Raw genomic sequence first — 20,794 nt, forward strand, 5'->3', positions numbered from 1 at the left:
TTCCGCCGTTGCACTGCTCTTTTCCAATGGATAAACTGCGGAGGTGGCCTTGTCAAGCACGGAACCCCAGGGCGATGCCCGCGAGCGTCTCCTGACGCGGCTCCTCGATGCCTTCGAAGGGACTCTTCCCGCGCCGGACGTGTCGCTGCGCGAGGTCGCGGCCCGGGCGGACACCAGTCATGCCTTGCTGCGCTACCACTTCGGGTCGCTGCCGGGCGTCCTGGCGGCGATGCTCAAAGCGCAGCGATCCCGTGACAACGAGGTGCTGTTCGAAACAGCGAAGCAGAGCACCTTCGACGACTTCGTCCTGGCGATCTGGCGGACCTACACCCGCCCGGAGCAGCTGTCACGGGTCCGCGGGTTCTTCCACGTCGCAGGGCTGGCCGCGTACCGGCCGGAGGATTTTCGCGAGTTGGTCGACTCGCTGGACGACCTGACCGAAAAGCTGGCCTCGCTCGCGGAACGCGAAGGGCGCGACGCCAAGGAAGCGCGGACCATGGCGACCGTCGCCGTCGCCGCGATCCGCGGTCTGCTGTTGCAGGAAGTGCTGACCCCGGAGGGGCATTCGGAGGACGCGGTCGCGTTGATCCTGCGGATGAGCAAGGGCTGATCAGGTCTCGGAAACCGTCCGCGACAACGCCAGCGCCACCGTCCGCACCGCGGGCGCGACCCGTTCGGTCCGCATCCGCGTCGCCCATCCGGAGATCGACACCGCGGCCACCGCGAGCCCGTTCGCGTCCACCAGCGGGCTCGCCGCGCACACCACGCCGACGCCGGATTCCTCGCGCTCGAAGGCAATCCCGTCCGCGCGGATCCGTGCCAGCTGGCGGCGCAGCAATCCGGGCGCGGTGATCGTCCGCGGGCTGACCCGGGGCAGTCCGGCGTCGATCACACGCGTCACGACGTCGTCGGGGGAGCAGGACAGAATCGCCTTCCCGACGCCAGTCGCGTGCGCGGGGAACCGCCCGCCGGTGCGCGAGGGCAGGTCCGGCGCGTCCGGCCCGCGCAGCACGTCCAGGTACACGACCTCGGTGCCTTCCAGCACCGCGAGATGGACCGTGTTCCGCGTGGCCTCCCGCAGGTCCGCCAGGTACGGGCGCGCCGCCTCGACCAGGCCGCGGCGGCGCACCGCCAGCTGGCCGATCTCGAACAGCCGCAGTCCGAGCCGGACCGAGGCGCCGTCGCGTTCCAGCAGGCCGGTGTCAGCCAGGTGTCCGGCCAGCCGGTGCACCGTCGTCTTCGCGAGGCCGGTCCGGCGCGCCAGCTCGGACGCGCCGAGCGCGTCGTCGCCGGGGCGGAAGGCTTCCAGCACGGCGGCGACCCGCGCGGTCACGAGGCCGTCGCCGTTCCGTCCAGTGGTACGCATGGGTTGAGTGTGCCCCATCCCGGCGAGCACCGTGCAGGCATGGCGGAACGCAAGGTGACGGCCGCGATCGTCGGCCCGGGCAACATCGGTACGGACTTGCTGGCAAAACTCCAGCGCAGCGAGCACGTGGAAGTGCGCTACATGGTGGGCGTCGACCCGGCATCGGACGGGCTCGCCCGCGCCGCGAAGCTGGGGCTCGAGACGTCCGCCGAGGGTGTCGACTGGCTCCTGTCGCGCGCGGAACTGCCGCAGCTGGTGTTCGAATCGACGTCGGCGAAGGCGCACAAGGCCAACGCGCCGCGGTACGCCGAGGCGGGCATCCGCGCGATCGACCTGACGCCCGCCGCGGTCGGCCCGCTGACGTGCCCGGCGGTGAACCCGCCCGACCAGCTGACCGACCGCAACGTCAACATGATCACCTGCGGCGGCCAGGCGACCATCCCGATCGTGCACGCGGTTTCGCGGGTGACGCCGGTGTCGTACGCGGAGATCGTCGCGTCGGTGTCGTCGCGGTCGGCGGGACCCGGCACGCGCGCGAACATCGACGAGTTCACCGAGACCACCGCGCACGCGATCGAGAAGGTCGGCGGCGCGGACAAAGGCCGCGCGATCATCATCATCAACCCGATGGACCCGCCGATGATCATGCGCGACACGGTGTTCTGCGCGGTCGACCCGGACGCCGATTTCGACGCGATCAGCGAATCCGTGCACCGCATGGTGAAAGACGTCCAGCAGTACGTGCCGGGCTACACGCTCAAGGCCGACCCGCAGTTCGACCCGCCGCGGCCGGACTGGAGCGGCAAGGCCCGCGTGGGCGTCTTCCTGGAGGTCGCGGGCAACGGCGACTACCTGCCCAAGTACGCGGGCAACCTCGACATCATGACCGCCGCCGCCGCACGCGTCGGCGACCTCTTCGCCGCTCAGGAGGTGGCCGCGTGAACAACACCGACGTCCGGCTGGTCGACACCACTCTGCGCGACGGCAGTCACGCGATGGCGCACCAGTTCACCGAGAAGCAGGTGCGCGACACCGTCCGCGCGCTCGACGACGCGGGCATCTCGCTGATCGAGGTGACGCACGGCGACGGCCTCGGCGGCTCGACCTTCAACTACGGTTTTTCCTTGGTGGACGAGCGAAAGCTGATCGCCGCCGCGGTCGACGAGGCGAAGCAGGCGAAGATCGCGGTGCTCCTGCTGCCCGGCCTCGGCACGGTCACCGATCTGCGCGCGGCGGCCGACCTCGGCGCGGGCGCGGTGCGGATCGCGACGCACTGCACCGAGGCCGACGTGTCCATCCAGCACTTCGGCGCGGCCCGCGATCTGGGGCTGGAAACCGTCGGATTCCTGATGCTGTCGCACATGTCGACGCCGGAGGACCTGGCGAAGCAAGCCCGGATCATGGCCGACGCCGGTTGTCAGTGCGTCTACGTCGTGGACTCCGCGGGCGCGCTGATCCTGGACGACGCCTCCGACCGCGTCGCCGCGCTCGTCGCGGAACTCGGCGACGACGCCCAGGTCGGCTACCACGGGCACCAGAACCTGAGCTTCGGCGTCGCCAACTCGGTGCTCGCGTACCGCGCGGGCGCCCGGCAGATCGACGGTTCGCTCGCCGCCCTCGGCGCCGGCGCGGGCAACTCGCCGACGGAGGTCCTGGCGGCCACGTTCGAGCGGCTCGGCATCAAAACCGGTGTGGACAAAGACGTTCTGATGGAAGCGGCGGAGAACGTCGTCAAGAAGTACCTGACCCGGCTGCCGGTGATGGACCGGTCGTCGATCATCCAGGGCTACGCCGGCGTGTACTCCAGCTTCCTGCTGCACGCCGAACGCGCGGCCGAGCGCTACGGAGTCCCGGCGCACGAAATCCTCTACAAGGTCGGCGAAGAGCGCTACGTCGGCGGCCAAGAGGACATGATCATCGACATCGCGCTGCGGCTGCGCGACGAGCGGGCAGCCGCTCAGTGAGCGCCCGAGTCGAAAGCGTCCGCGCCGAGCACGAGCTGCACGCAGTGCTCGACGAGACGCTCGCGGCTCACCTTCAGCGTGCCGTCGAGGTAGGCGATGAACACGTTGCTGAGCGCGCCGACGAGACCGATCGCCACGAGCTGGCGGCCGGTTTCGTCGCCGCGCGACAACTGTTCGCCGACGAGCGTGGTGAACGCCGGGAGGAGGTGCAGGCCGCGGCTGGTCAGCGCGGGATCGGTCAGCGGCGCGAGCAGCAGCACCCGGCCCTTGCGCGGGTCGTCCAGCACGAGCTCCACGAACGCGGTGACGGCTCGTTCGGCGCGGCGGCTCGGATCGGCTTCGCCGGAAACCGCGTCGGCCAGCGCTTGCCGGGCTTGGTCTCCGACGTCCTCGTAGACAGCGGCGACCAGGCTTTCCCGGTCGGCGAAGCTTTCGTAGAAGTACCGCTCGGTCAGCTTCGCCGACCGGCACACCGCGCGGACGCTCACCGCCGCGCTGCCCTGCGCCCCGAGGAGGTCGAGCCCGGCGGCCAGCAGCTGCGCGCGGCGCTGGGCCTTGCGGTCGTCCAGCGTCGTGCCCGCCCACGTGCGGCCCGGCATACCCGCTCCCGTCCCGAGTTGACCACAGATGTTGTCACATCCTAACCTGACAACAGCTGTAGTCACTTCGCCGACCCGCCGAGGAGCCGCGATGAGGGACACCCCGGAGCCGCTGGGACCGGACTCGCTGACCTGGAAGTACTTCGGCGACTGGCGCGGGCTGCTGATCGCGCTGTGGGCCGGGTCGATGCAGAACATGCACCCCGGCCTCGGCGCGGGCGTCGAGGAACACTCGAAATTCTTCGAGGAACGCTGGCAGCGGCTGTTCCGTTCGCTGTACCCGATCGGCGGCGTGGTCTACGACGGTCCGCTCGCGCACCGCACGGCGCTGGAGGTGCGCGGCTACCACGACCGCATCAAGGGCGTGGACAAGAAGGGCCGCCGCTACCACGCGCTGGACCCGGACACGTATTACTGGGCGCATTCGACGTTCTTCGTCAGCACCATCCTGATCGCGGACAATTTCATGGGCGGCATCGGCGAAGAGGAGAAACGCACGCTGTTCGACGAGCACGTGCGCTGGTGGCGGATGTACGACATGACGATGCGGCCGGTGCCGCAGTCGTGGGAGGACTTCCAGCGGTACTGGAAGCACATGTGCACTGAGGTGCTGGAGGACAACAAGGCCGCCCGCGACGTCCTCGACCTCCGCGGGATCGCGAAACCGCCGTTCCTGCCGTGGCTGCCGGATCCGTTGTGGAAACCGGTCGCGAAGATCATCGCGAAACAGTTCGTGTGGCTGACCGTCGGCTTGTACGACCCGGAAGTGCGCGCTCTGCTCGGCTTTCGCTGGTCCGCGCGCGACGCCCGCCGGCACCGGCGCGTCGGCAAGCTGATCAACGCCGGGTTTTCGCTGCTTCCGCATGATCGCCGCTACCATCCGCGGGCACGGGCGGGCTGGCGGCGCGCCCGCGGCGAACTGGCCCCGGGGACGCCGCCGGTCGAAACCCCGCGCCGCAATCTTCCCCCGCTCGCCGAGCGCGGGAAACCGGAGCACTACTCGCCGGACGTGCCGTGACCGCCGCGGGAGCTTGATTCCCGCGTCGTGCACGGGCTTCGAGATCAGGAGGGCTTGATGAAGCTGGGCTTTCACCTCGGGTACTGGGGGAGCGGGCCGATCCCGGGCGCGCAGGAATCCGTGCTCGAAGCGGAACGGCTCGGGTTCGACTCGGTGTGGTCGGCCGAGGCGTACGGGTCGGACGCGTTCACGCCGCTGGCCTGGGTCGGCGCGGCGACCAGCCGGATCAAGCTCGGCACGAACATCGTGCAGATGTCCGCGCGCACCCCGGCCGCGACCGCGATGAGCGCGCTGACCATGGACCACCTGTCCGGCGGCCGGTTCGTGCTCGGGCTGGGCGCGTCCGGGCCGCAGGTGGTGGAGGGCTGGTACGGGCAGCCGTATCCGAAGCCGCTGGCGCGCACCCGCGAGTACGTCGAGATCGTGCGGAAGGTGCTGGCCCGCGAGGAGCCGGTGACCATCGACGGGCAGTTCTTCCAGTTGCCGCTCAAGGGCGGGACCGGACTGGGCAAACCGCTCAAGCCGACGGTGCATCCGCTGCGCGCCGACCTGCCGATCTACCTCGCCGCCGAAGGCCCGAAGAACGTCGCGCTGGCCGCGGAGATCTGCGACGGCTGGCTGCCGTTGTTCTTCTCGCCCAAGTCCGACGGCTTCTACCGGGCCGCGCTGGAGGAGGGGTTCGCCCGCCCGGGCGCGCGGCGAAGCGGCCTGGACGGTTTCGAGGTCGCCGCGTCGGTGCCGGTGATCGTGCACGACGACGTCGAGGAGGCCGCCGGCTTCATCAAGCCCGCGCTGGCGCTGTACATCGGCGGGATGGGCGCGAAGAGCGTGAACTTCCACCACGACGTGTTCGCCCGGCTCGGCTACGCCGACGTCGCGGACAAGGTCCAGGAGCTGTACCTGGCGGGGCGGAAGGAAGAGGCGGTCAAGGCGATCCCGACATCGCTGGTCGAGGACACTTCGCTGATCGGGCCCGCGGACAAGATCCGGGAAGAGCTGGCGGCGTGGGAAGAGACGGTGGTGACCACGCTGCTGCTGCGCGGGGACGCCGGATCGCTGGCGAAGGCGGCGAAAGCGCTGTCCTGAAAGCGAAGCGCGGGCACCTCGCGAGCGGCGAATCCGGCGAGAACCGGCTTCGCCGCTCACGAGGCCGTAGTCGGCCCGGTACGGCCGGTGCATCACGACGGTGGCACGATTCCTCCCGACCACTACCCGGAACCGGCGAAGATCCATTAGGCATGCGTTCGTCGTTCCGCCTTCGAGGAGGACCTTTGGCGTCGCTGTCCCGCCGCACGAGATTCCGCTACTCGCTCGGCTCCTTCGTCACCGGCGGGTTCGGCACCGTGCCGGGGCTGCTCCTGCTCCCGTACCTCACCGACACCATGGCGGTGCCGGCCGCGGCGGCCGGGATCATCGTGTTCGTGCCCAAGGCGTGGGACGTGGTCTTCAACCCGGTCGCCGGGCGGCTGTCCGACGCGGACCTCGCGCGCACCGGAAGCAGGCGGCGGTTCCTGCTGCGCGGCGGGATCGGCGTCGCGATCCTGTTCTTCGCCTTGTTCGCGCACCCCGGCTTCGGCACCCCGCTGTGGGACGCGACCTACGTCGTGGTCATGTTCTTCCTGTGCGCCACCGCGTACGCGTTCTTCCAGGTGCCGTTCAACGCGCTTCCCGCCGAGCTGACCGATTCCGCCGAGGAACGCACGAAACTCACCAGCGTCCGGATCGGCGTGCTGGCGGTCGCGGTGCTGGTGTCCGGCGGCGGCGCCCCGGCGATCACCGACCTGCTGCCCGGAGTGGCGGGCTACCGGGTGATGGGCCTGGTGATGGCGGTGATCATCCTGGCCGCCACGCTCGGCGTCTACTTCGGCCTGAAGGGCGCGCCGGTCGGCTCGCTGCGGCCCAACACGGTGCGGCTCAAGGAACTGGCGCGCACTATCGCGCAGTGGCGTTCGTTCCGGTGGCTGCTCGGCGTCTACTTCATCCAGGCGCTCGGCATCGGCACCGTGCTGGCCGCGATCCCGTACTTCGCGCAGCACGTGCTCGGCGACCCGAGCTACCGCACCTACCTGTTCGTCGGCTTCGTCGGGCCCGCGCTCGTCACCATGCCGCTGTGGCCGCGGCTGGGCGCGCGCTGGGGCAAGCTCGCCGGCTTCCGGATCGCCACCGCGTCCTTCTTCCTCGGCCTGGTGGCGATGTACTTCGCCGACCGGCTCCCGTTCGCCGCGACCCTGGTGTTCGTCGCGCTCGCCGGCGTCGGCTACGCGGGCATTTCGGTGTTCCCGCTGGCGATCCTGCCCGACCTGATCAGCGCCGAGGAGGAACGGACCGGCGAGACCAGGGCGGGCGTGACGGCAGGCGTGTGGACCGCGTCCGAGACGCTCGGGCTCGCGCTCGGGCCGGGGCTGTTCGGGCTCGTGCTGCAGGGCGGGAGCTACGTGTCGAGCACCGGCGCCACCGCCGTCCCGCAGCCGCCCTCGGCGATCACCGCCATCGTGCTCGGGGCGTCGGTGCTGCCCGCGGTGCTGATCGCGCTCGGCATCCCGCTGCTGCGCCGTTCGGTCCTGGAGAAGCAGGCGTGAACGACATCCTGGCGCGGCTGCGCGAACTGCGCTCCGGCGACCTGCCGACGCACGGCGGGCGCACGCTGGCCTACGTGTACGACAGCGGACTGTCCGAAGTGGACGAGATCGCCGCCGCCGCGCACGCGCTGGCCAGCTCCGCCAACGGACTCGACCCCACCGCGTTCCCCAGCCTGCTGCGGATGGAGAACGACCTGGTCGCCCGCGCGGCCGGACTGCTCGGCGGGACACCGGAGACCGTCGGCACGGTGACGTCCGGCGGCACCGAATCGTGCCTGCTGGCGGTTCTCGCCGCCCGTGACGCGCGGCCGGACCTCGCCGCGCCGTCGATCGTGCTCCCGGAAACCGCGCACGCCGCGTTCCACAAGGCCGCGCATCTTTTCGGTGTACGGAAGGTCGTGGTGCCGGTCGATCCGGACACCTTCCGCGCGGACCCGGCGGCGATGACCGCGGCGATCGACGAGTCCACTGTGCTCGTCGTGGCGAGCGCGCCGTCGTACGCGCACGGCGTCGTCGACCCGATCACGGAGATCGCCGCCGCCGCTTCGGCACGCGGGGTGCGCATGCACGTCGACGCGTGCATCGGCGGCTGGGTGCTGCCGTACTTCGCGAAGCTGGGCGCGGACTTGCCGCCGTTCGACTTCCGCGTTCCAGGCGTCACCAGCATTTCGGTGGACCTGCACAAATACGCCTACTGCGCCAAGGGCGTCTCGGTGCTGCTGCACGCCTCGGCGGAACTGCGGCGGACGCATTTCTTCGCGAGCGCGGCCTGGCCCGGCTACACGATGCTCAACCCGACGCTGCAGAGCACCCGCTCCGGCGGTCCGCTCGCCGCCGCGTGGGCTGTCGTGCACCATCTCGGCGAGGACGGCTACCTGCAGCTGGCCTCGCGCACGCGGGAAGCCGTGGGCCGGATTCGCGCCGGCGTGGCTTCGCTTCCGGGCCTGCGCGTACTCGGCGATCCGGTGTCGACGCTGGTCGCGTTCACCGGCTCGGACGGCTTCGACCTGTTCACCGTCGCCGACGAGATGAAGATGCGGGGCTGGTACGTCCAGCCGCAGTTCGCGCACGGGACTTCGCCGCTGAACCTGCACCTCACCGTCACCGCCGCGAACCACGGCAGCGAGCCGGAATTCCTCGCCGATCTGGCGGCTTCCGTCGAGGCGGCGCGGGCGGAAGGCCCGGTGCGGGTCGATCCGGACGTCGCCGCGTTCGTGGCCGCACTGGACCCGGAAACACTGACGTCCGAACAGTTCGGCGGCTTGCTCGCGGCGGCGGGCCTGACCGGCGGCGACGGCCTGCCGGAACGGATGGCTCCGATCAACGCGCTGCTGGCCGCCGCGCCGGAACCGTTGCGGGAACGGCTGCTGGTGGAGTTTCTCGGGGCGCTGTACACGCCGAACGGTTCGTGAGGGGAATCCTGACGGAATAAGATTCCCTCAGGGTTCCCCTCACGACCAGCCAAGCCGCACTGTTCCCGCCTGATGGCATCAGAGGGTGCGGCTGAGGAGCGGAAGCAGCCGATCCCAATGCCGCCGCAGGCCTGCGGCGTCGAAGGAATCCGTGTCGGCCATGGTGAATCCGTGGACCGTACCGGGATAGATCTCGGACGTGTAGCTGACTCCCGCCGCGTCCAGCGCCCCGTTGAGCTCGCCGAGCGTTTCCGGCGTCAGGTCGGATGCGGCATGCCCGAAGTGCGCCTGAGCGGCGAGCTGAGCGAAACTCTCGGGTCCGGCCGCACCGACCGGCGCGTGGAATCCGGCGACCGCCGCCACCTGATCCGGATGCGCCGCGGCGGTGCGGACCGCGTGGAGCCCGCCGATGCAATAGCCGGTGACCCCCACCGGCCCGGTGCTCGCTTCGGGCTGGGCGGTGAGGAACTTGAGATAAGCGGCGGCATCGCGCCGCACCAGTTCAGGGGTGTGCGCTTCGATCATCGGCAGCACTCGAGCGAAGACGGCGGGACGCTCGTCTTCGCCGATGAACTCCGGAAGGTCGAGCACCGGCGCCGGGCCGTGCCGGTAGAAATAGTTGGGCACGAGGACGTAATAGCCGTGCCGCGCCAGTTCGCCGGCGAGGTCTCGGACCACGGGCCGGATGCCGAAACCGTCGGCGTACATCAGCACGCCGGGATGCTGTCTTCCGTCGCCGGGGAACGCCGCGAAGGCGTCGGAAAGTCCGTCGGCGGCGGGGATCTGCAAAGTTTTGCCGGGCATGAATTCTCCTGTCGTCGTTGAGTTTCCTGTGCTCACGACGAAAGGAGGCGGGGCCCGTGCGGCGCTCAGAAGAGCACCGGGCAGCCGATCCGTGAGTGGCGCGAAGCCGTCCCGGTAGTCATCGACGGTCAACTTAGCCCATCGCGCGGGACTGGTCGACCCCGAGCCTTGACGTCAAGTCCGCTTGATGTCGAACACTGGCGGTGATCGACACGAGCGCTGGAGGCAAGGAATGAGCAAGGCGATGGGGTTCCGCGAGCTGGGCGGGCCGGAAGTGCTGCGGCTGGAGGAGGTGCCGGAGCCCCGTCCCGGGCCGGGGGAGGTCCGGATCCGGACGAAGGCCGCGGGGGTGCAGGCGTTCGACGTCGCGGTGCTCGCGGGGCTCGTCCCGGTGCCGGAACCGGGCGCGTTCACCGTGCCGGGCAACGAGTTCGCGGGAATCGTCGACGAGGTCGGGGAGGGCGTCGAAGGGTTCGAAGCGGGCGACGAGGTGCTCGGCTTCGGCAGGCTGGGCGCGTACCAGGAACTGGTCGTCGCCGGACAGGACCAGGTGGTGGCCAAGCCGCCGGAGATGCCGTGGGAGGTCGCCGGCGCGTTCACCGCGGCGGCGCAGACCGCGGAGATCGCGATCGAGCGGATCAACGTCGGCCCCGGCGACACAGTGCTGGTGCACGGCGCGGCCGGCTCCGTCGGAGCGATGGCGGTGCAGCTGTCCCGGCTGCGCGGCGCGAAGGCGCTCGGCGTCGCGCGTCCGGCGTGGCACGAGCAGGTGCGGGCACTCGGGGCGATTCCCCTTGCCTACAGCGAGGATTTCGTCGAACGGGTCGCGCCCCACGGCGTCACGGCGGCGATCGACGGGGTCGGCGGGACCGCGCTGGAGTACACAGTGGACCTGATCGAGGACCGGTCCCGGATTCTGACCCTGGTCGAGCACGACCGCGCCGGCGAGCTGGGCATCCGGCTCACGGTGAACGACCGCTCGGCGGCTCGCCTCGCACGGCTGGCGGGCCGGTACGCGAAAGGCGAGCTGACGCACCGCATCATGGCGACGTTCCCGCTCGCCGAGGCTGCCGAAGCGATGCGGACGTATCAGGCAGGGAACATCCACGGCAAGATCGTGCTCACGATGGACTGACCGGGTCCTGGTGGAAGTACCGCTTCCCCCGCGACACCGACGCCAGCGCGGCGACCAGCGCCATCGCCGCGGCCGCGACGAACACGGTGACCAGTCCGTCGTGGAACGGCCCGGAAATCAGGGTGGGGAAGAACTCCTTGCCGGTCAACGCGGCGGAATCGGCGGGGGCGAGCTGGCCGAGCACGCCGGGTCCGACCAGATGCTGCACCGGGTTGCTGCCCAGGAACGCGGCGAAGAGGGTGCTCACCGGCGGCAGCTGGGCGAGGTTCGCGGCGACGTCCGCCGGGACGCCGTGCGCCCGCAGCCCGCCGGTGAGCGTCGTGGGCAGCGATCCGGCCAGCCCGGCGATCATGAGGGAGAAGAACACGCCGATGGACAGCGAAGTCCCGGAATTCTGGAACGTCGCGCGCATGCCGGACGCGACGCCGCGCTGGTTGTCCGGCACGCTGCTCATGATCGCCGAGGTGTTCGGCGCGGAGAACATGCCCTGGCCGATCCCGCTGAGCACGAGCAGCAGCGCGAACGCGGGATAGCTGAAATCCACCGGCAGCGCGAGCAGGCCGAGGAACGATCCGGCGACCAGCAGCAGCCCGCCGGTGGAGAACAGCCGCGCGCCGAACCGGTCGGAGAGGAAGCCGGACACCGGGCCGGCGATCAGGAACCCGGCGGTGAGCGGCAGCAGGTAGATCCCGGCCCAGAGCGGGGTCTGCTCGTAGTCGTAGCCGTGCAGCGGCAGCCAGATCCCCTGCAGCCAGATGATCAGCATGAACTGCATCCCGCCGCGCGCGATCGCGGTGAGCAGCGCGGCGAGGTTCCCCGCGGTGAACGCGCGGATGCGGAACAGCGACAGCTGGAACATCGGCGACGGCACCCTGGTCTCGATCACGCAGAACCCCGCCAGCAGCGCGATCCCGGCGCCGAGCCCGCCGAGCACCCACGGGTTGCCCCAGCCGGTCGCCGCGCCGCCGTAGGGCTGGATGCCGTAGGTGATCGAGGCGAGGATGACCGCGGTGCCGAGCGCGAAGGTGACGTTGCCGCCCCAGTCGATCCGCGACCGTTGCGGCTTGCTGACCTCGCGCAGGCTGCGGATCGACCAGACCGTGCCGAGGATGCCGAACGGCACGCTCACCCAGAACACCGCGCGCCAGTCGAGTTCGGCCAGCAGCCCGCCCGCGACCAGCCCGAGGAACTGCCCGGCGAGCGCGGTGATCTGGTTGACGCCCAAGGCCGTTCCGCGTTGCTCGCGCGGGAAGGCGTCAGTGAGGATCGCCGCGGAATTCGCGGTGAGCATCGCGCCGCCGACGGCCTGCACCACGCGCCAGCCGATCAGCCACAGCGCGCCGCCGCCCGCGCGGAACGGGTCGAACGACAACGCCACCGAGGCGACGCTGAAGATCACGAACCCGACGTTGTACATCCGGACGCGGCCGAACATGTCGCCGAGCCGCCCGAGCGTCACCACCAGGACCGCGGAAACCAGCAGGTAGCCGAGGATCATCCACAGCAGATAGCCGATGTTGGCCGGGGCCAGCGGGTCCAGTCCGATGCCGCGGAAGATCGCGGGCAGCGAGATGATCACGATCGACCCGTCCAGCGCCGACATCAGCACGCCGAGCGTCGTGTTGGAGAGCGCGACCCATTTGTAGCGCCCGCCGTGCCGTGCCTGGGTGTCGATCGTCCGGTCCGCCACGATCGACAGCCTAGACTGATAAACCTAGCCTGTTCAACTAGTGCGAAACGGACGAACCATCCTGGTAGCGACGCACTCCTGGTTGCCTTTCCCTTTCTTGCCGACGATGAGAGCGGGACGAAGGAGGATTCGGTGAAGGCTGCTGTGCTCAAGGAATTCGGGCGTCCGTTGTCGGTCGAGGAGGTGGCGGAGCCGATGCCGGGCACTGGCGAAGTGGTCGTGGACGTCGTCGCCGCGCCGGTGCTGCACTACACCGCCGAGGTGGTCAGCGGAGCCCGGCGGTATCTGCTCGGCCTGCCCGCGATCCTGGGCGCCGGCGCGGTCGGCCGGGTGCGTTCGGCCGGACCGGACGCGACGAAGCTCCGGCCGGGTGATTGGGTCCGCTGCGACCCGGCAGTCCGCTCCCGCGACGACGCGGTGACGCCGGACGTCGTCCTGCAAGGCCTCACCGCGCGCGGCGACGGGGGATTGGCGTTGCAGCGCCACTTCCGGAACGGCGGGTTCGCCGAGCGGATCATGGTCCCGACGGAGAACGCGGCCCCGCTGGGCGAGATCGACGAGGCCGACGCGGGCCGGTGGGCCGCGCTCGGAATCTGCCTGGTGCCGTACGGCGGCCTGCTCGACGGCGGATTGCAGCCTGGCGAGACAGTGCTGGTGAGCGGCGCGACCGGCACGTACGGCGGCGCGGCAGTGGCCGTGGCGCTCGCGATGGGTGCGGGCCGGGTGATCGCGCCGGGCCGGAACCGGGCCGCGCTGGCCGATCTGGAGCAGCGTTTCGGCCGCCGCGTCCGGACGGTCGTGTCGGGCGGCAGCGAAGACGAGGACCGTGCGGCCATGCTGTCGGTCGCGGGCCCGGTGGACCTGGTACTGGACCTGCTGCCGCCGTCCGCCTCGGCCGCCGCGGCGCGCGCGGCCGCGATGTCGGTCCGGGAGTTCGGCCGTGTGGTGCTGATGGGCGGGGTCGGAGAGGATATCGCGCTGCCGTACCCGTGGCTGATGCTGAACAGCGTGACGGTGCGCGGCCGGTGGATGTACCCGCGCGACGCGGTGCCGAAGCTCATCGCGCTGGCGCGGTGCGGGTTGCTGGACTTGGCACAGTTCGAAGTCGACGAGTTCGCGCTGTCCGCGGTCGGCGAGGCGGTACAGCACGCGGCCGAGGCGGGTGGCCGGTTCCGGCTCACGGTGGTGCGGCCGTGAGCCGGAACTGTCCTTAATGGACGTGGACGGGTTCCCATCCGGGGAACGGGTCGTCGGCGGCGGCGGCTTCGGACAAGCATCCCTCGAGCGCGTCAAGCAGCGCGGCGTGCTGGAGCCCGACACCGATGAACACCAGCTCCTGCCGCGGCCCTTCGGCAACGCCCTGCGGTTCGAACCGCGCCACGCTGCCCGCCTGCGACCACAATCCGAGCGTGCCCGGCCGGGTGCTGAGACTGAAGAATCCCTTCGACCGCAGCACGGTGCCGAACTCGCCGGAGTCCAGCCGCGAGGTCACGAACTCCCACAACCGCGCCGGGTCGAACGCGCGCGGGGAACGGAACACGACGCTGGAAATGCCGTACTCCTCGGTCTCCGGCACGTGGTCGCCGTTCAGTTCCGCCACCCAGCCCGGCGCTTCCCGCGCGCGTTCGGCGTCGTACCGGCCGGTGCCGAACACTCGTTCCAACGGCACCCGGCCGAACTCGGCGGACACGACGTCGGCGGCCGGGTTGAGCCGCCGCAGCGAGGCCAGCAGGCGGTCCTGTTCGGACGGTGCGACCAGGTCAACCTTGTTCAGCAGCAGCACATCCGCGAACTCGACCTGGTCCATCAGCAGGTCGCTGACCGTCCGCTCGTCGCCGTCGTACTGGTCCAGCTGACGCTCGGCCAGGCTGTCTCCCCGGGCCAGTTCCCTGGCGAAGTTCGCGGCGTCCACCACGGTGACCATCGTGTCCAGCCGGGCCGACGACAGCACCGGAGTGCCGTCGTCGGCGGGGAAGGAGAACGTCGCGGCCACCGGCATCGGCTCGGAGATCCCGCTGGACTCGATGAGCAGATGGTCGAACCGCCCGTCCTCGCACAGCCGCGCGACCTCGTCGAGCAGATCCTCCCGCAGGGTGCAGCAAATGCACCCGTTGGTCATCTCGACCAGCCGCTCCTCGGTCCGCGACACGCTGTCCCGCACGAGCGCGGCGTCGATGTTGACCTCGCTCATGTCGTTCACGATCACCGCGACGCGCAGGCCCTCGCGGTTGGCCAGGATCCGGTTGAGCAGCGTGGTCTTCCCCGCACCGAGGAATCCGGAAAGGACAGTGACCGGGACGCTCACCGCTCGAACCGCTGGAAGTGCTTGATCAGCTTGCGCGGCACCAGTTTCCGCTCGCCGTCCACGACGATCGGCACCAGGTCCGGAACCGCCGCCTTCCACTGCGAGCGCCGGGACCGGGTGTTGCTGCGCGACATCTTCCGCTTCGGGACGGCCATCAGCGCGCACCCCCGCTGCGGCGCTGCCCGTAGCGGCGGTGGAACTTCTCGACCTGGCCCGCCGAATCGAGGATCCGCTGGGTGCCGGTCCAGAACGGATGCGACCACGCGCTGATGTCGACCACCACGAGCGGGTAGGTGTTGCCGTCGGACCAGTCGATGGTGCGGTCGGAGGTGGCGGTGGAGCGGGTCAGGAACGCGTCGCCGGTCGACGAGTCCTTGAAGACCACCGGGTGGTAGTCGGGGTGGATGCCGGGTTTCACAGGGTTTCGTCCTTCTGGTTGGCGGCGTTGGCGTGCCGGTCGGGTTCTTCGGTTTCTTCGCAGGGGTCTTCGTGCCAGTCCCCGAACGGGTCGGGGTACCCGCGCCAGGCCGCTTCGCCCTCGGCCAATTCGGCGTCGGTGAGCAGAGCTGCCCGCAACGCGCTCTCGATTTCCGCCGGGGCGGCCTGATCGGTGACAATCACCAGTTCCTGCGCGCGGTCGCCGTGCACTGGGTCCCAGCGCAGCGAGGCGAGCGTGCGGCGTTCGGGGGAGACGTCGGCCCAGTCCGGTCCGTCCGGCGAGGCGAGCCACGGCCCGGCGTGCCCGATGCCGAGTCCGCCGCCCGCCGATTCGATCCAGAACGCGACGTCCGGCTGGCTCGCGACCCAGGCGCGGCCGCGGGTGCGGACCACGCCGTCGAGCAGCAGGTCGATCGCCTCGTGCAGGCGCTCCGGATGGAACGGGCGCTGTGCGGTGAACCGCAGCAGTTCGATGCCGCAGTCCGGATGCAGCGGCGGCGCGCCGCGCAGCAACGCGCCGTGCAGGTCGGTGACCTCGCCGCGGCGGGCGTCGGCGGGGATCGCGGCGAACAGCCCGGCGGCGTCGGTGCGCGCCAGCTCGACTCGCGGGACGGACGGCGCGACCCGGTCCAGCACCGCGGAGGACTTCGCGGCGCACCAGGCGTCCGGCGCGGCTCCGGCGAGCACGAGCACGTCCGCCGATTCCACTTGGGACAGTGCGACCTGGGCGACCGTCCGCTCGTCCTCCGGGCTGCCGTGGAGACCGCGCTCGGCGAGCAGGTCGTCTCCGGTGACGTCGGCGAGCCAGGTCGCGCAGTCCAGCACGGTGAACACCGCTTCGAGCTCGACGTCGTCGCTCACCGGGCGGTCGCCGACCAGGACGTTGCGGATCGCCCAGCTCACCGGTTCCGGCTCCATCGCCTCGTCCAGCCGCACGACGATGCGGTCGACCTGCGGCATCCGGGCCAGCCGGCGCAGCAGCGGCAGCAGGTCCTCGCGCAGCGTGCAGTTGACGCAGCCGTGCGCCAGTTCGAGCGGCGTCAGCTCGTCGCGGCCGCGCAGCAGGATCCGGCGGCGGACGACGCCGGAGCCGATGTCGCGGAGGTCGTGGTGGACGACGGCGGTGCCGGGGCTCGCGCGGAGCAGGAGCGCGGCAAGAGCCTCGGTGCGGGCGATCCCGCTGCAGAGCACGAGCGGGACACGCGGACGTGGGGGCACTGGATCTCCAGACGACGGGGCGGGGTACGGTGCCGAGCGTAGTTGAACATGAATGTCACTATCAACTTGGGAGGGTCCGTGTCAGCCGTGTGCCAGGTCACCGGCCGCAAGCCGGGCTACGGCAAGCAGGTCTCGCATTCGCATCGCCGCACGTCGCGACGCTGGGAGCCGAACCTGCAGACGCGCCGCTACTACGTGCCGAGCCTCGGCCGCACCGTGCGGCTCAGGGTGTCGGCGAAGGGCATGAAGACGATCGACAAACGCGGCATCGACGCCGTCGTCGCCGATCTCGTGGCGAAGGGAGTGAAGCTCTAGATGGCGAGAAGCACCGACATCCGGCCGATCATCAAGCTGCGGTCGACCGCGGGAACCGGCTACACGTACGTGACGAAGAAGAACCGCCGCAACAATCCGGACCGGATGGTGCTGCGCAAATACGACCCGGTTGCGCGCAAGCACGTCGAATTCAAGGAAGAGCGCTGATGGCGAAGAAGTCGAAAATCGCGAAGAACGAACAGCGGAAGGTGATCGCCGCGCGGTATGTCGAACGGCGGCGCGCGCTCAAGGCGCTGATCGCGTCGCCGTCCGCTTCACCGCAGGATAAGGCCGACGCAGCCGTTGCGCTGCAACGCATGCCGCGTGACGCCAGCCGCACGCGCATCCGCAACCGCGACGCCGCCGACGGGCGTCCGCGCGGATACCTGCGGAAATTCGGGCTGTCCCGGGTGCGCACGCGGCAGATGGCGCACAACGGGGAACTGCCCGGCGTCTCGAAGTCGAGCTGGTGAGCGCCATGCCGAAACCGGACCGGACGCCGCGCCGCCGCCCGAACCCCTTCCACGCCGCCGGAATCACCCGGGTGGACTGGAAAGACGTCGACCTGCTGCGGAAATTCATCTCCGACCGCGGCAAGATCCGGGCCCGCCGGGTCACCGGATTGACGCCGCAGCAGCAGAAACAGGTGGCGACCGCGATCAAGAACGCGCGGGAGATGGCGCTGCTGCCGTACCCGACGGCGGCGCGGAGCTGAAAAACCGGATGCGGGCAGCGGGCCGGGCGCGGGACCATAACGGCACGAAACGGGCGTCGCACGAGGATGTCCCGACACCGGAAAGGTCCGCGTTGTGCACGCCCAGCTCACGGTCACGCCTGCCCAGCTGCCCGACATCCTGCTCACGACCGCCGTCGTCCGGCCGGTCTTCCTCTGGGGCGCGCCCGGAATCGGGAAGTCGTCGCTGGTCCGGGAATTCGCGGCGGCGCTCGGCCTCGAATGCGTCTCGCTGCTCGGCACGCAGCTCGCGCCCGAGGACCTCATCGGCGTCCCGCAGATTTCCGAGGGCCGCAGCCGGTTCTGCCCGCCCGAGCAGATCGCCCGCGACGAGCCGTACTGCCTGTTCCTCGACGAGCTCAACGCCGCGTCGCCGGACGTGCAGAAGGCGTTCTATTCGCTGATCCTCGACCGCCGGATCGGCTCCTACGAACTGCCGCCCGGTTCGGTAGTGATCGGCGCCGGAAACCGCGCCACCGACCAGGCGCTCGCCCGGCCGATGGCCTCGGCGCTGGTGAACCGGCTGGTCCACCTGCACCTGCGCGCGTCGGCGGGCGACTGGCTCGCCTGGGCGGCGGGCCACGACATCCACCCGGCGGTGGTCGAGTACCTCGCCCAGCGTCCGGACCACCTGTGGAGCCAGCCGCCGAAGACCGAGGAACCGTTCTCCACGCCCAGGTCCTGGCACATGCTGTCCGACCTGCTGCACTCGGCAGCCGACCCGCTCGACGACGAGACCGCCGGGCTGCTCGCCTACGCCACGCTCACCCCGCAGCACGCCGGCGCGTTCCGGTCCTATCTCAAGGTCGCCCGGCACGCCTACGACCTGGAAGCGATCCTCAAGGGCGACGCGCGCTGGCCCGCCGAGCCGGGCGAGCGCGACCTGCTCTATTTCCTCGCCGAGACCTTCCGCGTCCGGCTGGCCCGCGACCTGCCCGCGGACAAGCGGCACGCGTCGGCGGCGGTGCGCCAGTTCGCGTTCCGCGCGAAGAGCCTGCTGGTCGAACTGGCGGAGATCTCGCTGGAGATGGCGCAGCTCGTGATCGCGGACGACGAGGCGGGCAACCCGCGCCTGCCGTCCTGGTTCCTGGTCGAAGCCGCGCGCGACCTGCCGCGGCTGGTGGCGGCCCGGGCATGAGCGCAGCGTGCGAGCGAATCATGGTTATTCGTGCTGGCACCTCCCTGTCGGCCAGCGTGGAACTCGTCCTCGAGGTGCCGGCATGAGCAGCGTCCGCTCCGACGCTCGCCTCCGCGAACGCCGGAACAAGGCGATCGACGCGGGATGGGCGATGGTCCGCGCGAACACCGTCCTGAAACGGCTCGCGGAGGGCGCGAGCCTGGACCGCACCAGCCTGACCGGCTCCGAAGCTTGGGCCGTGGTCGCCGACAGCGGCCTGGTCACCGCGAACCGAGCCCGCGACGCCGAACCCGCCGAATGGGCGTGGGTGTTCGCGCATCTGCTGCTGCACCTGGGCCTCGGTCATCTGGACGAGGAGCAGCTCGCCGAGGCGGACGCGATCGCTGCCGGCCGCGAAGTCGACGCGAGCTACAGCGCGGCATGTTGCGTTGCGGTGCACCGGTTCGCGGAGGCGGTGCGAGTCGGGACCCCGCTCACGCTCCTGCCCGAATTCCCCGGCACGGACGAGCTTTCCCTTGCCCGCGCTTGGCGCGACACCGGCGTTCCGGAGGTCTTCCGGTCGCTCGGCACCGGCGGCGATCGGCCGTGTCTCGCGCTCGCGGAGCCGCCGAGCCGCTGGCACGCCCAGTACTGCGGGAAGTCGGCGCCGTGGACCGAGCGGTTCGCGCACGGCTTGATCGCCTCGGCCACCGAGGCGATGGAGCAGGCCGCCGACGCGCGCGGCCAGACCCGGCACCGGCGGAGCCTGGGGGAGTGGGACCGCGCGCTGGGCTGGTTCGCCTCGTCGTTCCCGCTGCTGGGCGCGGTGGCCGCCGGGTTCACGCTGACCGCCGACCCGGAGGTGGTCCGCGCCTGGGACATTTCCGTCGCGGCGGTCGACGCCGAGCACGGCGAGATCTACGTCAACCCGCACGCCGCGCTGACCGCCGAGGAATGGCGGTTCGTGCTCGCCCACGAGATGCTGCACGCCGCGCTCCGGCACGACCGCCGCGCGCTCGGCCGCGACCCGTACCTGTGGAACGTCGCCTGCGACTACGTGATCAACGGCTGGCTGGTCGCCCTCGGCGTCGGCGAGCTGCCCGGCGACGGGCTGCACGATCCGCAGTTAGCCGGACTGTCCGCGGAATCGGTGTACGACACGCTGACCACGGACCTGCGCCGCGCCCGCAAACTGCGCACGCTGGGCGGCCGCGAGGCGGGCGACGTCCTCGGCGATTGGCTGTCCGAGCCGGACGCGGCCGCCCGCCGCTCGTCGCGCCGGACCGAACCCAAGCCGCTGCCGTGGCGCGACGGCGACCGGACCGGCGGCATCGACCTGGACGAGTTCTATCGCCGCGCGCTCAGCCAGGGCCTGGTCTATCACCAAGCGCAGGGCCGCGGCCTGCTGCCGCTCGGGCTGGAACAGGAGATCCGCGCGCTGGACCACCCGCCGCTGCCGTGGGACGCGCAGCTGGCCCAGTGGTTCGACGAGCACGTCCGGGCCGAGCAGCCGGTGCGCAGCTACTCGCGGGCGTCGCGCCGTCAGTCGGCGACGCCGGACATCCCGCGCCCGGGCCGGGTCCGCCCGGAGCGGCTCGAGCGCCGCGCGACCTTCGGCGTCGTGCTGGACACGTCCGGGTCGATGAACGCGGAACTGCTGGGCAAGGCACTCGGCGCGATCGCGTCGTACGCCCGCGCCCGCGACGTCCCGGCCGCCCGGGTGGTGTTCTGCGACGCGGCCGCCTACGACGCCGGATACCTTGCCGTGGAAGACATCGCGGGCCAGGTGAAAGTCCGCGGCCGCGGCGGCACCCGGCTGCAGCCCGGGGTCGACCTGCTGCGCCGCGCCCCGGACTTCCCGGCGGACGGCCCGGTGCTGATCATCACCGACGCGCAATGCGACCACGTGCGGCCGTTGCGGGAACACGCGTTCCTGGTTCCGCGCGGCGCCCGGCTGCCGTTCGTGCCGCGCGGTCCGGTTTTCCGGGTGGAGTGAGTCCGGTGCCAGATCGCAGGATTGCCGCCGCAGCAACAGAAACAGGCAACGCGGAGCGATCCCCGCCCACACGGCCGGACGGGCGCGAGGCTCGCCCGGCCGCAT

General features: G+C 70.8%; 23 protein-coding genes. 15 read left to right on the top strand and 8 right to left on the bottom strand.

Annotated elements, in window-relative coordinates:
* The first annotated feature begins 43 nt into the window (after positions 1-43).
* Positions 44-610 carry a TetR/AcrR family transcriptional regulator gene (locus tag H4281_RS01500; RefSeq protein ID WP_182889038.1) on the top strand — a complete coding sequence of 189 codons (567 nt, stop codon included), beginning with the start codon at positions 44-46 and terminating at the stop codon, positions 608-610.
* Here the strand turns inward: H4281_RS01500 and H4281_RS01505 are convergent, their stop codons facing one another.
* Complete coding sequence (locus tag H4281_RS01505) at positions 611-1,366, bottom strand: IclR family transcriptional regulator (protein ID WP_182889039.1); 756 nt, start codon at positions 1,364-1,366, stop codon at positions 611-613. It abuts the gene before it with no gap.
* Positions 1,367-1,405: 39 nt separating this feature from the next.
* On the opposite strand from H4281_RS01505, the gene H4281_RS01510 reads away from it, so the two are divergent.
* Positions 1,406-2,308: an acetaldehyde dehydrogenase (acetylating) gene (locus H4281_RS01510; RefSeq protein ID WP_009078908.1), complete on the top strand. Its 903-nt coding sequence runs from the start codon at positions 1,406-1,408 to the stop codon at positions 2,306-2,308.
* On the top strand, positions 2,305-3,330 hold the full coding sequence (gene dmpG / locus H4281_RS01515) for a 4-hydroxy-2-oxovalerate aldolase (RefSeq protein ID WP_182889040.1): 1,026 nt from the start codon (positions 2,305-2,307) through the stop codon (positions 3,328-3,330). The genes H4281_RS01510 and dmpG overlap by 4 nt, the downstream gene beginning before the upstream one ends.
* Here the strand turns inward: dmpG and H4281_RS01520 are convergent.
* A complete protein-coding gene (locus H4281_RS01520; RefSeq protein WP_182889041.1) occupies positions 3,324-3,929 on the bottom strand; it encodes a TetR/AcrR family transcriptional regulator in 606 nt (201 codons plus the stop codon). The genes dmpG and H4281_RS01520 overlap by 7 nt on opposite strands.
* Positions 3,930-4,020: 91 nt before the next feature.
* Here H4281_RS01520 and H4281_RS01525 point away from each other — a divergent pair, with 91 nt between their 5' ends.
* The 4 genes from H4281_RS01525 (at position 4,021) to H4281_RS01540 (ending at position 8,938) form a co-directional block, all read left to right on the top strand.
* Complete coding sequence (locus H4281_RS01525; protein ID WP_182889042.1) at positions 4,021-4,947, top strand: oxygenase MpaB family protein; 927 nt, start codon at positions 4,021-4,023, stop codon at positions 4,945-4,947.
* 57 nt (positions 4,948-5,004) lie between these two features.
* Positions 5,005-6,033 (top strand): LLM class F420-dependent oxidoreductase, encoded by a 1,029-nt coding sequence (locus H4281_RS01530; RefSeq protein ID WP_182889043.1) that lies wholly within the window; start codon positions 5,005-5,007, stop codon positions 6,031-6,033.
* A gap of 185 nt (positions 6,034-6,218) precedes the next feature.
* Positions 6,219-7,526 (top strand): MFS transporter, encoded by a 1,308-nt coding sequence (locus H4281_RS01535; RefSeq protein WP_182889044.1) that lies wholly within the window; start codon positions 6,219-6,221, stop codon positions 7,524-7,526.
* Positions 7,523-8,938 carry a pyridoxal phosphate-dependent decarboxylase family protein gene (locus H4281_RS01540; protein WP_182889045.1) on the top strand — a complete coding sequence of 472 codons (1,416 nt, stop codon included), beginning with the start codon at positions 7,523-7,525 and terminating at the stop codon, positions 8,936-8,938. Before H4281_RS01535 ends, H4281_RS01540 begins: the two co-directional genes overlap by 4 nt.
* 78 nt (positions 8,939-9,016) lie before the next feature.
* On the opposite strand, the gene H4281_RS01545 is transcribed toward H4281_RS01540, so the two are convergent.
* Positions 9,017-9,742 (bottom strand): dienelactone hydrolase family protein, encoded by a 726-nt coding sequence (locus H4281_RS01545; RefSeq protein WP_182889046.1) that lies wholly within the window; start codon positions 9,740-9,742, stop codon positions 9,017-9,019.
* Between the two features lie 232 nt (positions 9,743-9,974).
* Between H4281_RS01545 and H4281_RS01550 the strand changes: the two genes are divergently transcribed.
* Positions 9,975-10,877: an NADP-dependent oxidoreductase gene (locus tag H4281_RS01550; RefSeq protein WP_182889047.1), complete on the top strand. Its 903-nt coding sequence runs from the start codon at positions 9,975-9,977 to the stop codon at positions 10,875-10,877.
* Here the strand turns inward: H4281_RS01550 and H4281_RS01555 are convergent.
* Complete coding sequence (locus H4281_RS01555) at positions 10,864-12,567, bottom strand: MFS transporter (RefSeq protein ID WP_182889048.1); 1,704 nt, start codon at positions 12,565-12,567, stop codon at positions 10,864-10,866. The genes H4281_RS01550 and H4281_RS01555 overlap by 14 nt on opposite strands.
* Positions 12,568-12,699: 132 nt before the next feature.
* Between H4281_RS01555 and H4281_RS01560 the strand changes: the two genes are divergently transcribed.
* Positions 12,700-13,764 (top strand): zinc-binding dehydrogenase, encoded by a 1,065-nt coding sequence (locus H4281_RS01560; protein WP_182889049.1) that lies wholly within the window; start codon positions 12,700-12,702, stop codon positions 13,762-13,764.
* A 13-nt stretch (positions 13,765-13,777) separates the two neighbouring features.
* On the opposite strand, the gene H4281_RS01565 is transcribed toward H4281_RS01560, so the two are convergent.
* Genes H4281_RS01565 through mrf form a run of 4 tightly spaced genes read right to left on the bottom strand, consistent with a single transcriptional unit; the run spans position 13,778 to position 16,528 of the window.
* The gene (locus H4281_RS01565; RefSeq protein ID WP_182889050.1) at positions 13,778-14,872 is read right to left on the bottom strand and encodes a GTP-binding protein; all 1,095 of its coding nucleotides are present in this window, start codon (positions 14,870-14,872) and stop codon (positions 13,778-13,780) included.
* Entirely contained in the window at positions 14,869-15,027 is a 159-nt protein-coding gene (gene rpmF, locus H4281_RS01570; protein WP_182889051.1) for a 50S ribosomal protein L32, read from the bottom strand. Before rpmF ends, H4281_RS01565 begins: the two co-directional genes overlap by 4 nt.
* Entirely contained in the window at positions 15,027-15,290 is a 264-nt protein-coding gene (locus H4281_RS01575) for a type B 50S ribosomal protein L31 (protein WP_182889052.1), read from the bottom strand. The genes rpmF and H4281_RS01575 overlap by 1 nt, the downstream gene beginning before the upstream one ends.
* Positions 15,287-16,528 carry a ribosome hibernation factor-recruiting GTPase MRF gene (gene mrf / locus H4281_RS01580; RefSeq protein ID WP_182889053.1) on the bottom strand — a complete coding sequence of 414 codons (1,242 nt, stop codon included), beginning with the start codon at positions 16,526-16,528 and terminating at the stop codon, positions 15,287-15,289. Before mrf ends, H4281_RS01575 begins: the two co-directional genes overlap by 4 nt.
* A gap of 78 nt (positions 16,529-16,606) precedes the next feature.
* Here mrf and rpmB point away from each other — a divergent pair, with 78 nt between their 5' ends.
* From rpmB to H4281_RS01610, 6 genes are all read left to right on the top strand, one after another.
* Positions 16,607-16,843 carry a 50S ribosomal protein L28 gene (rpmB, locus tag H4281_RS01585; RefSeq protein WP_182889054.1) on the top strand — a complete coding sequence of 79 codons (237 nt, stop codon included), beginning with the start codon at positions 16,607-16,609 and terminating at the stop codon, positions 16,841-16,843.
* A complete protein-coding gene (gene rpmG, locus H4281_RS01590; protein WP_182889055.1) occupies positions 16,844-17,011 on the top strand; it encodes a 50S ribosomal protein L33 in 168 nt (55 codons plus the stop codon).
* Positions 17,011-17,316 (top strand): 30S ribosomal protein S14, encoded by a 306-nt coding sequence (gene rpsN / locus H4281_RS01595; RefSeq protein ID WP_182889056.1) that lies wholly within the window; start codon positions 17,011-17,013, stop codon positions 17,314-17,316. The genes rpmG and rpsN overlap by 1 nt, the downstream gene beginning before the upstream one ends.
* A complete protein-coding gene (rpsR, locus tag H4281_RS01600) occupies positions 17,313-17,558 on the top strand; it encodes a 30S ribosomal protein S18 (protein WP_182889057.1) in 246 nt (81 codons plus the stop codon). Before rpsN ends, rpsR begins: the two co-directional genes overlap by 4 nt.
* A gap of 94 nt (positions 17,559-17,652) precedes the next feature.
* A complete protein-coding gene (locus tag H4281_RS01605) occupies positions 17,653-18,714 on the top strand; it encodes an AAA family ATPase (protein WP_182889058.1) in 1,062 nt (353 codons plus the stop codon).
* A gap of 82 nt (positions 18,715-18,796) precedes the next feature.
* Positions 18,797-20,689: a vWA domain-containing protein gene (locus H4281_RS01610; protein ID WP_182889059.1), complete on the top strand. Its 1,893-nt coding sequence runs from the start codon at positions 18,797-18,799 to the stop codon at positions 20,687-20,689.
* The last annotated feature ends 105 nt before the right edge of the window (positions 20,690-20,794 follow it).

Origin of the sequence: Amycolatopsis dendrobii, assembly GCF_014145675.1 — a bacterium.
Taxonomy (GTDB): domain Bacteria; phylum Actinomycetota; class Actinomycetes; order Mycobacteriales; family Pseudonocardiaceae; genus Amycolatopsis; species Amycolatopsis dendrobii.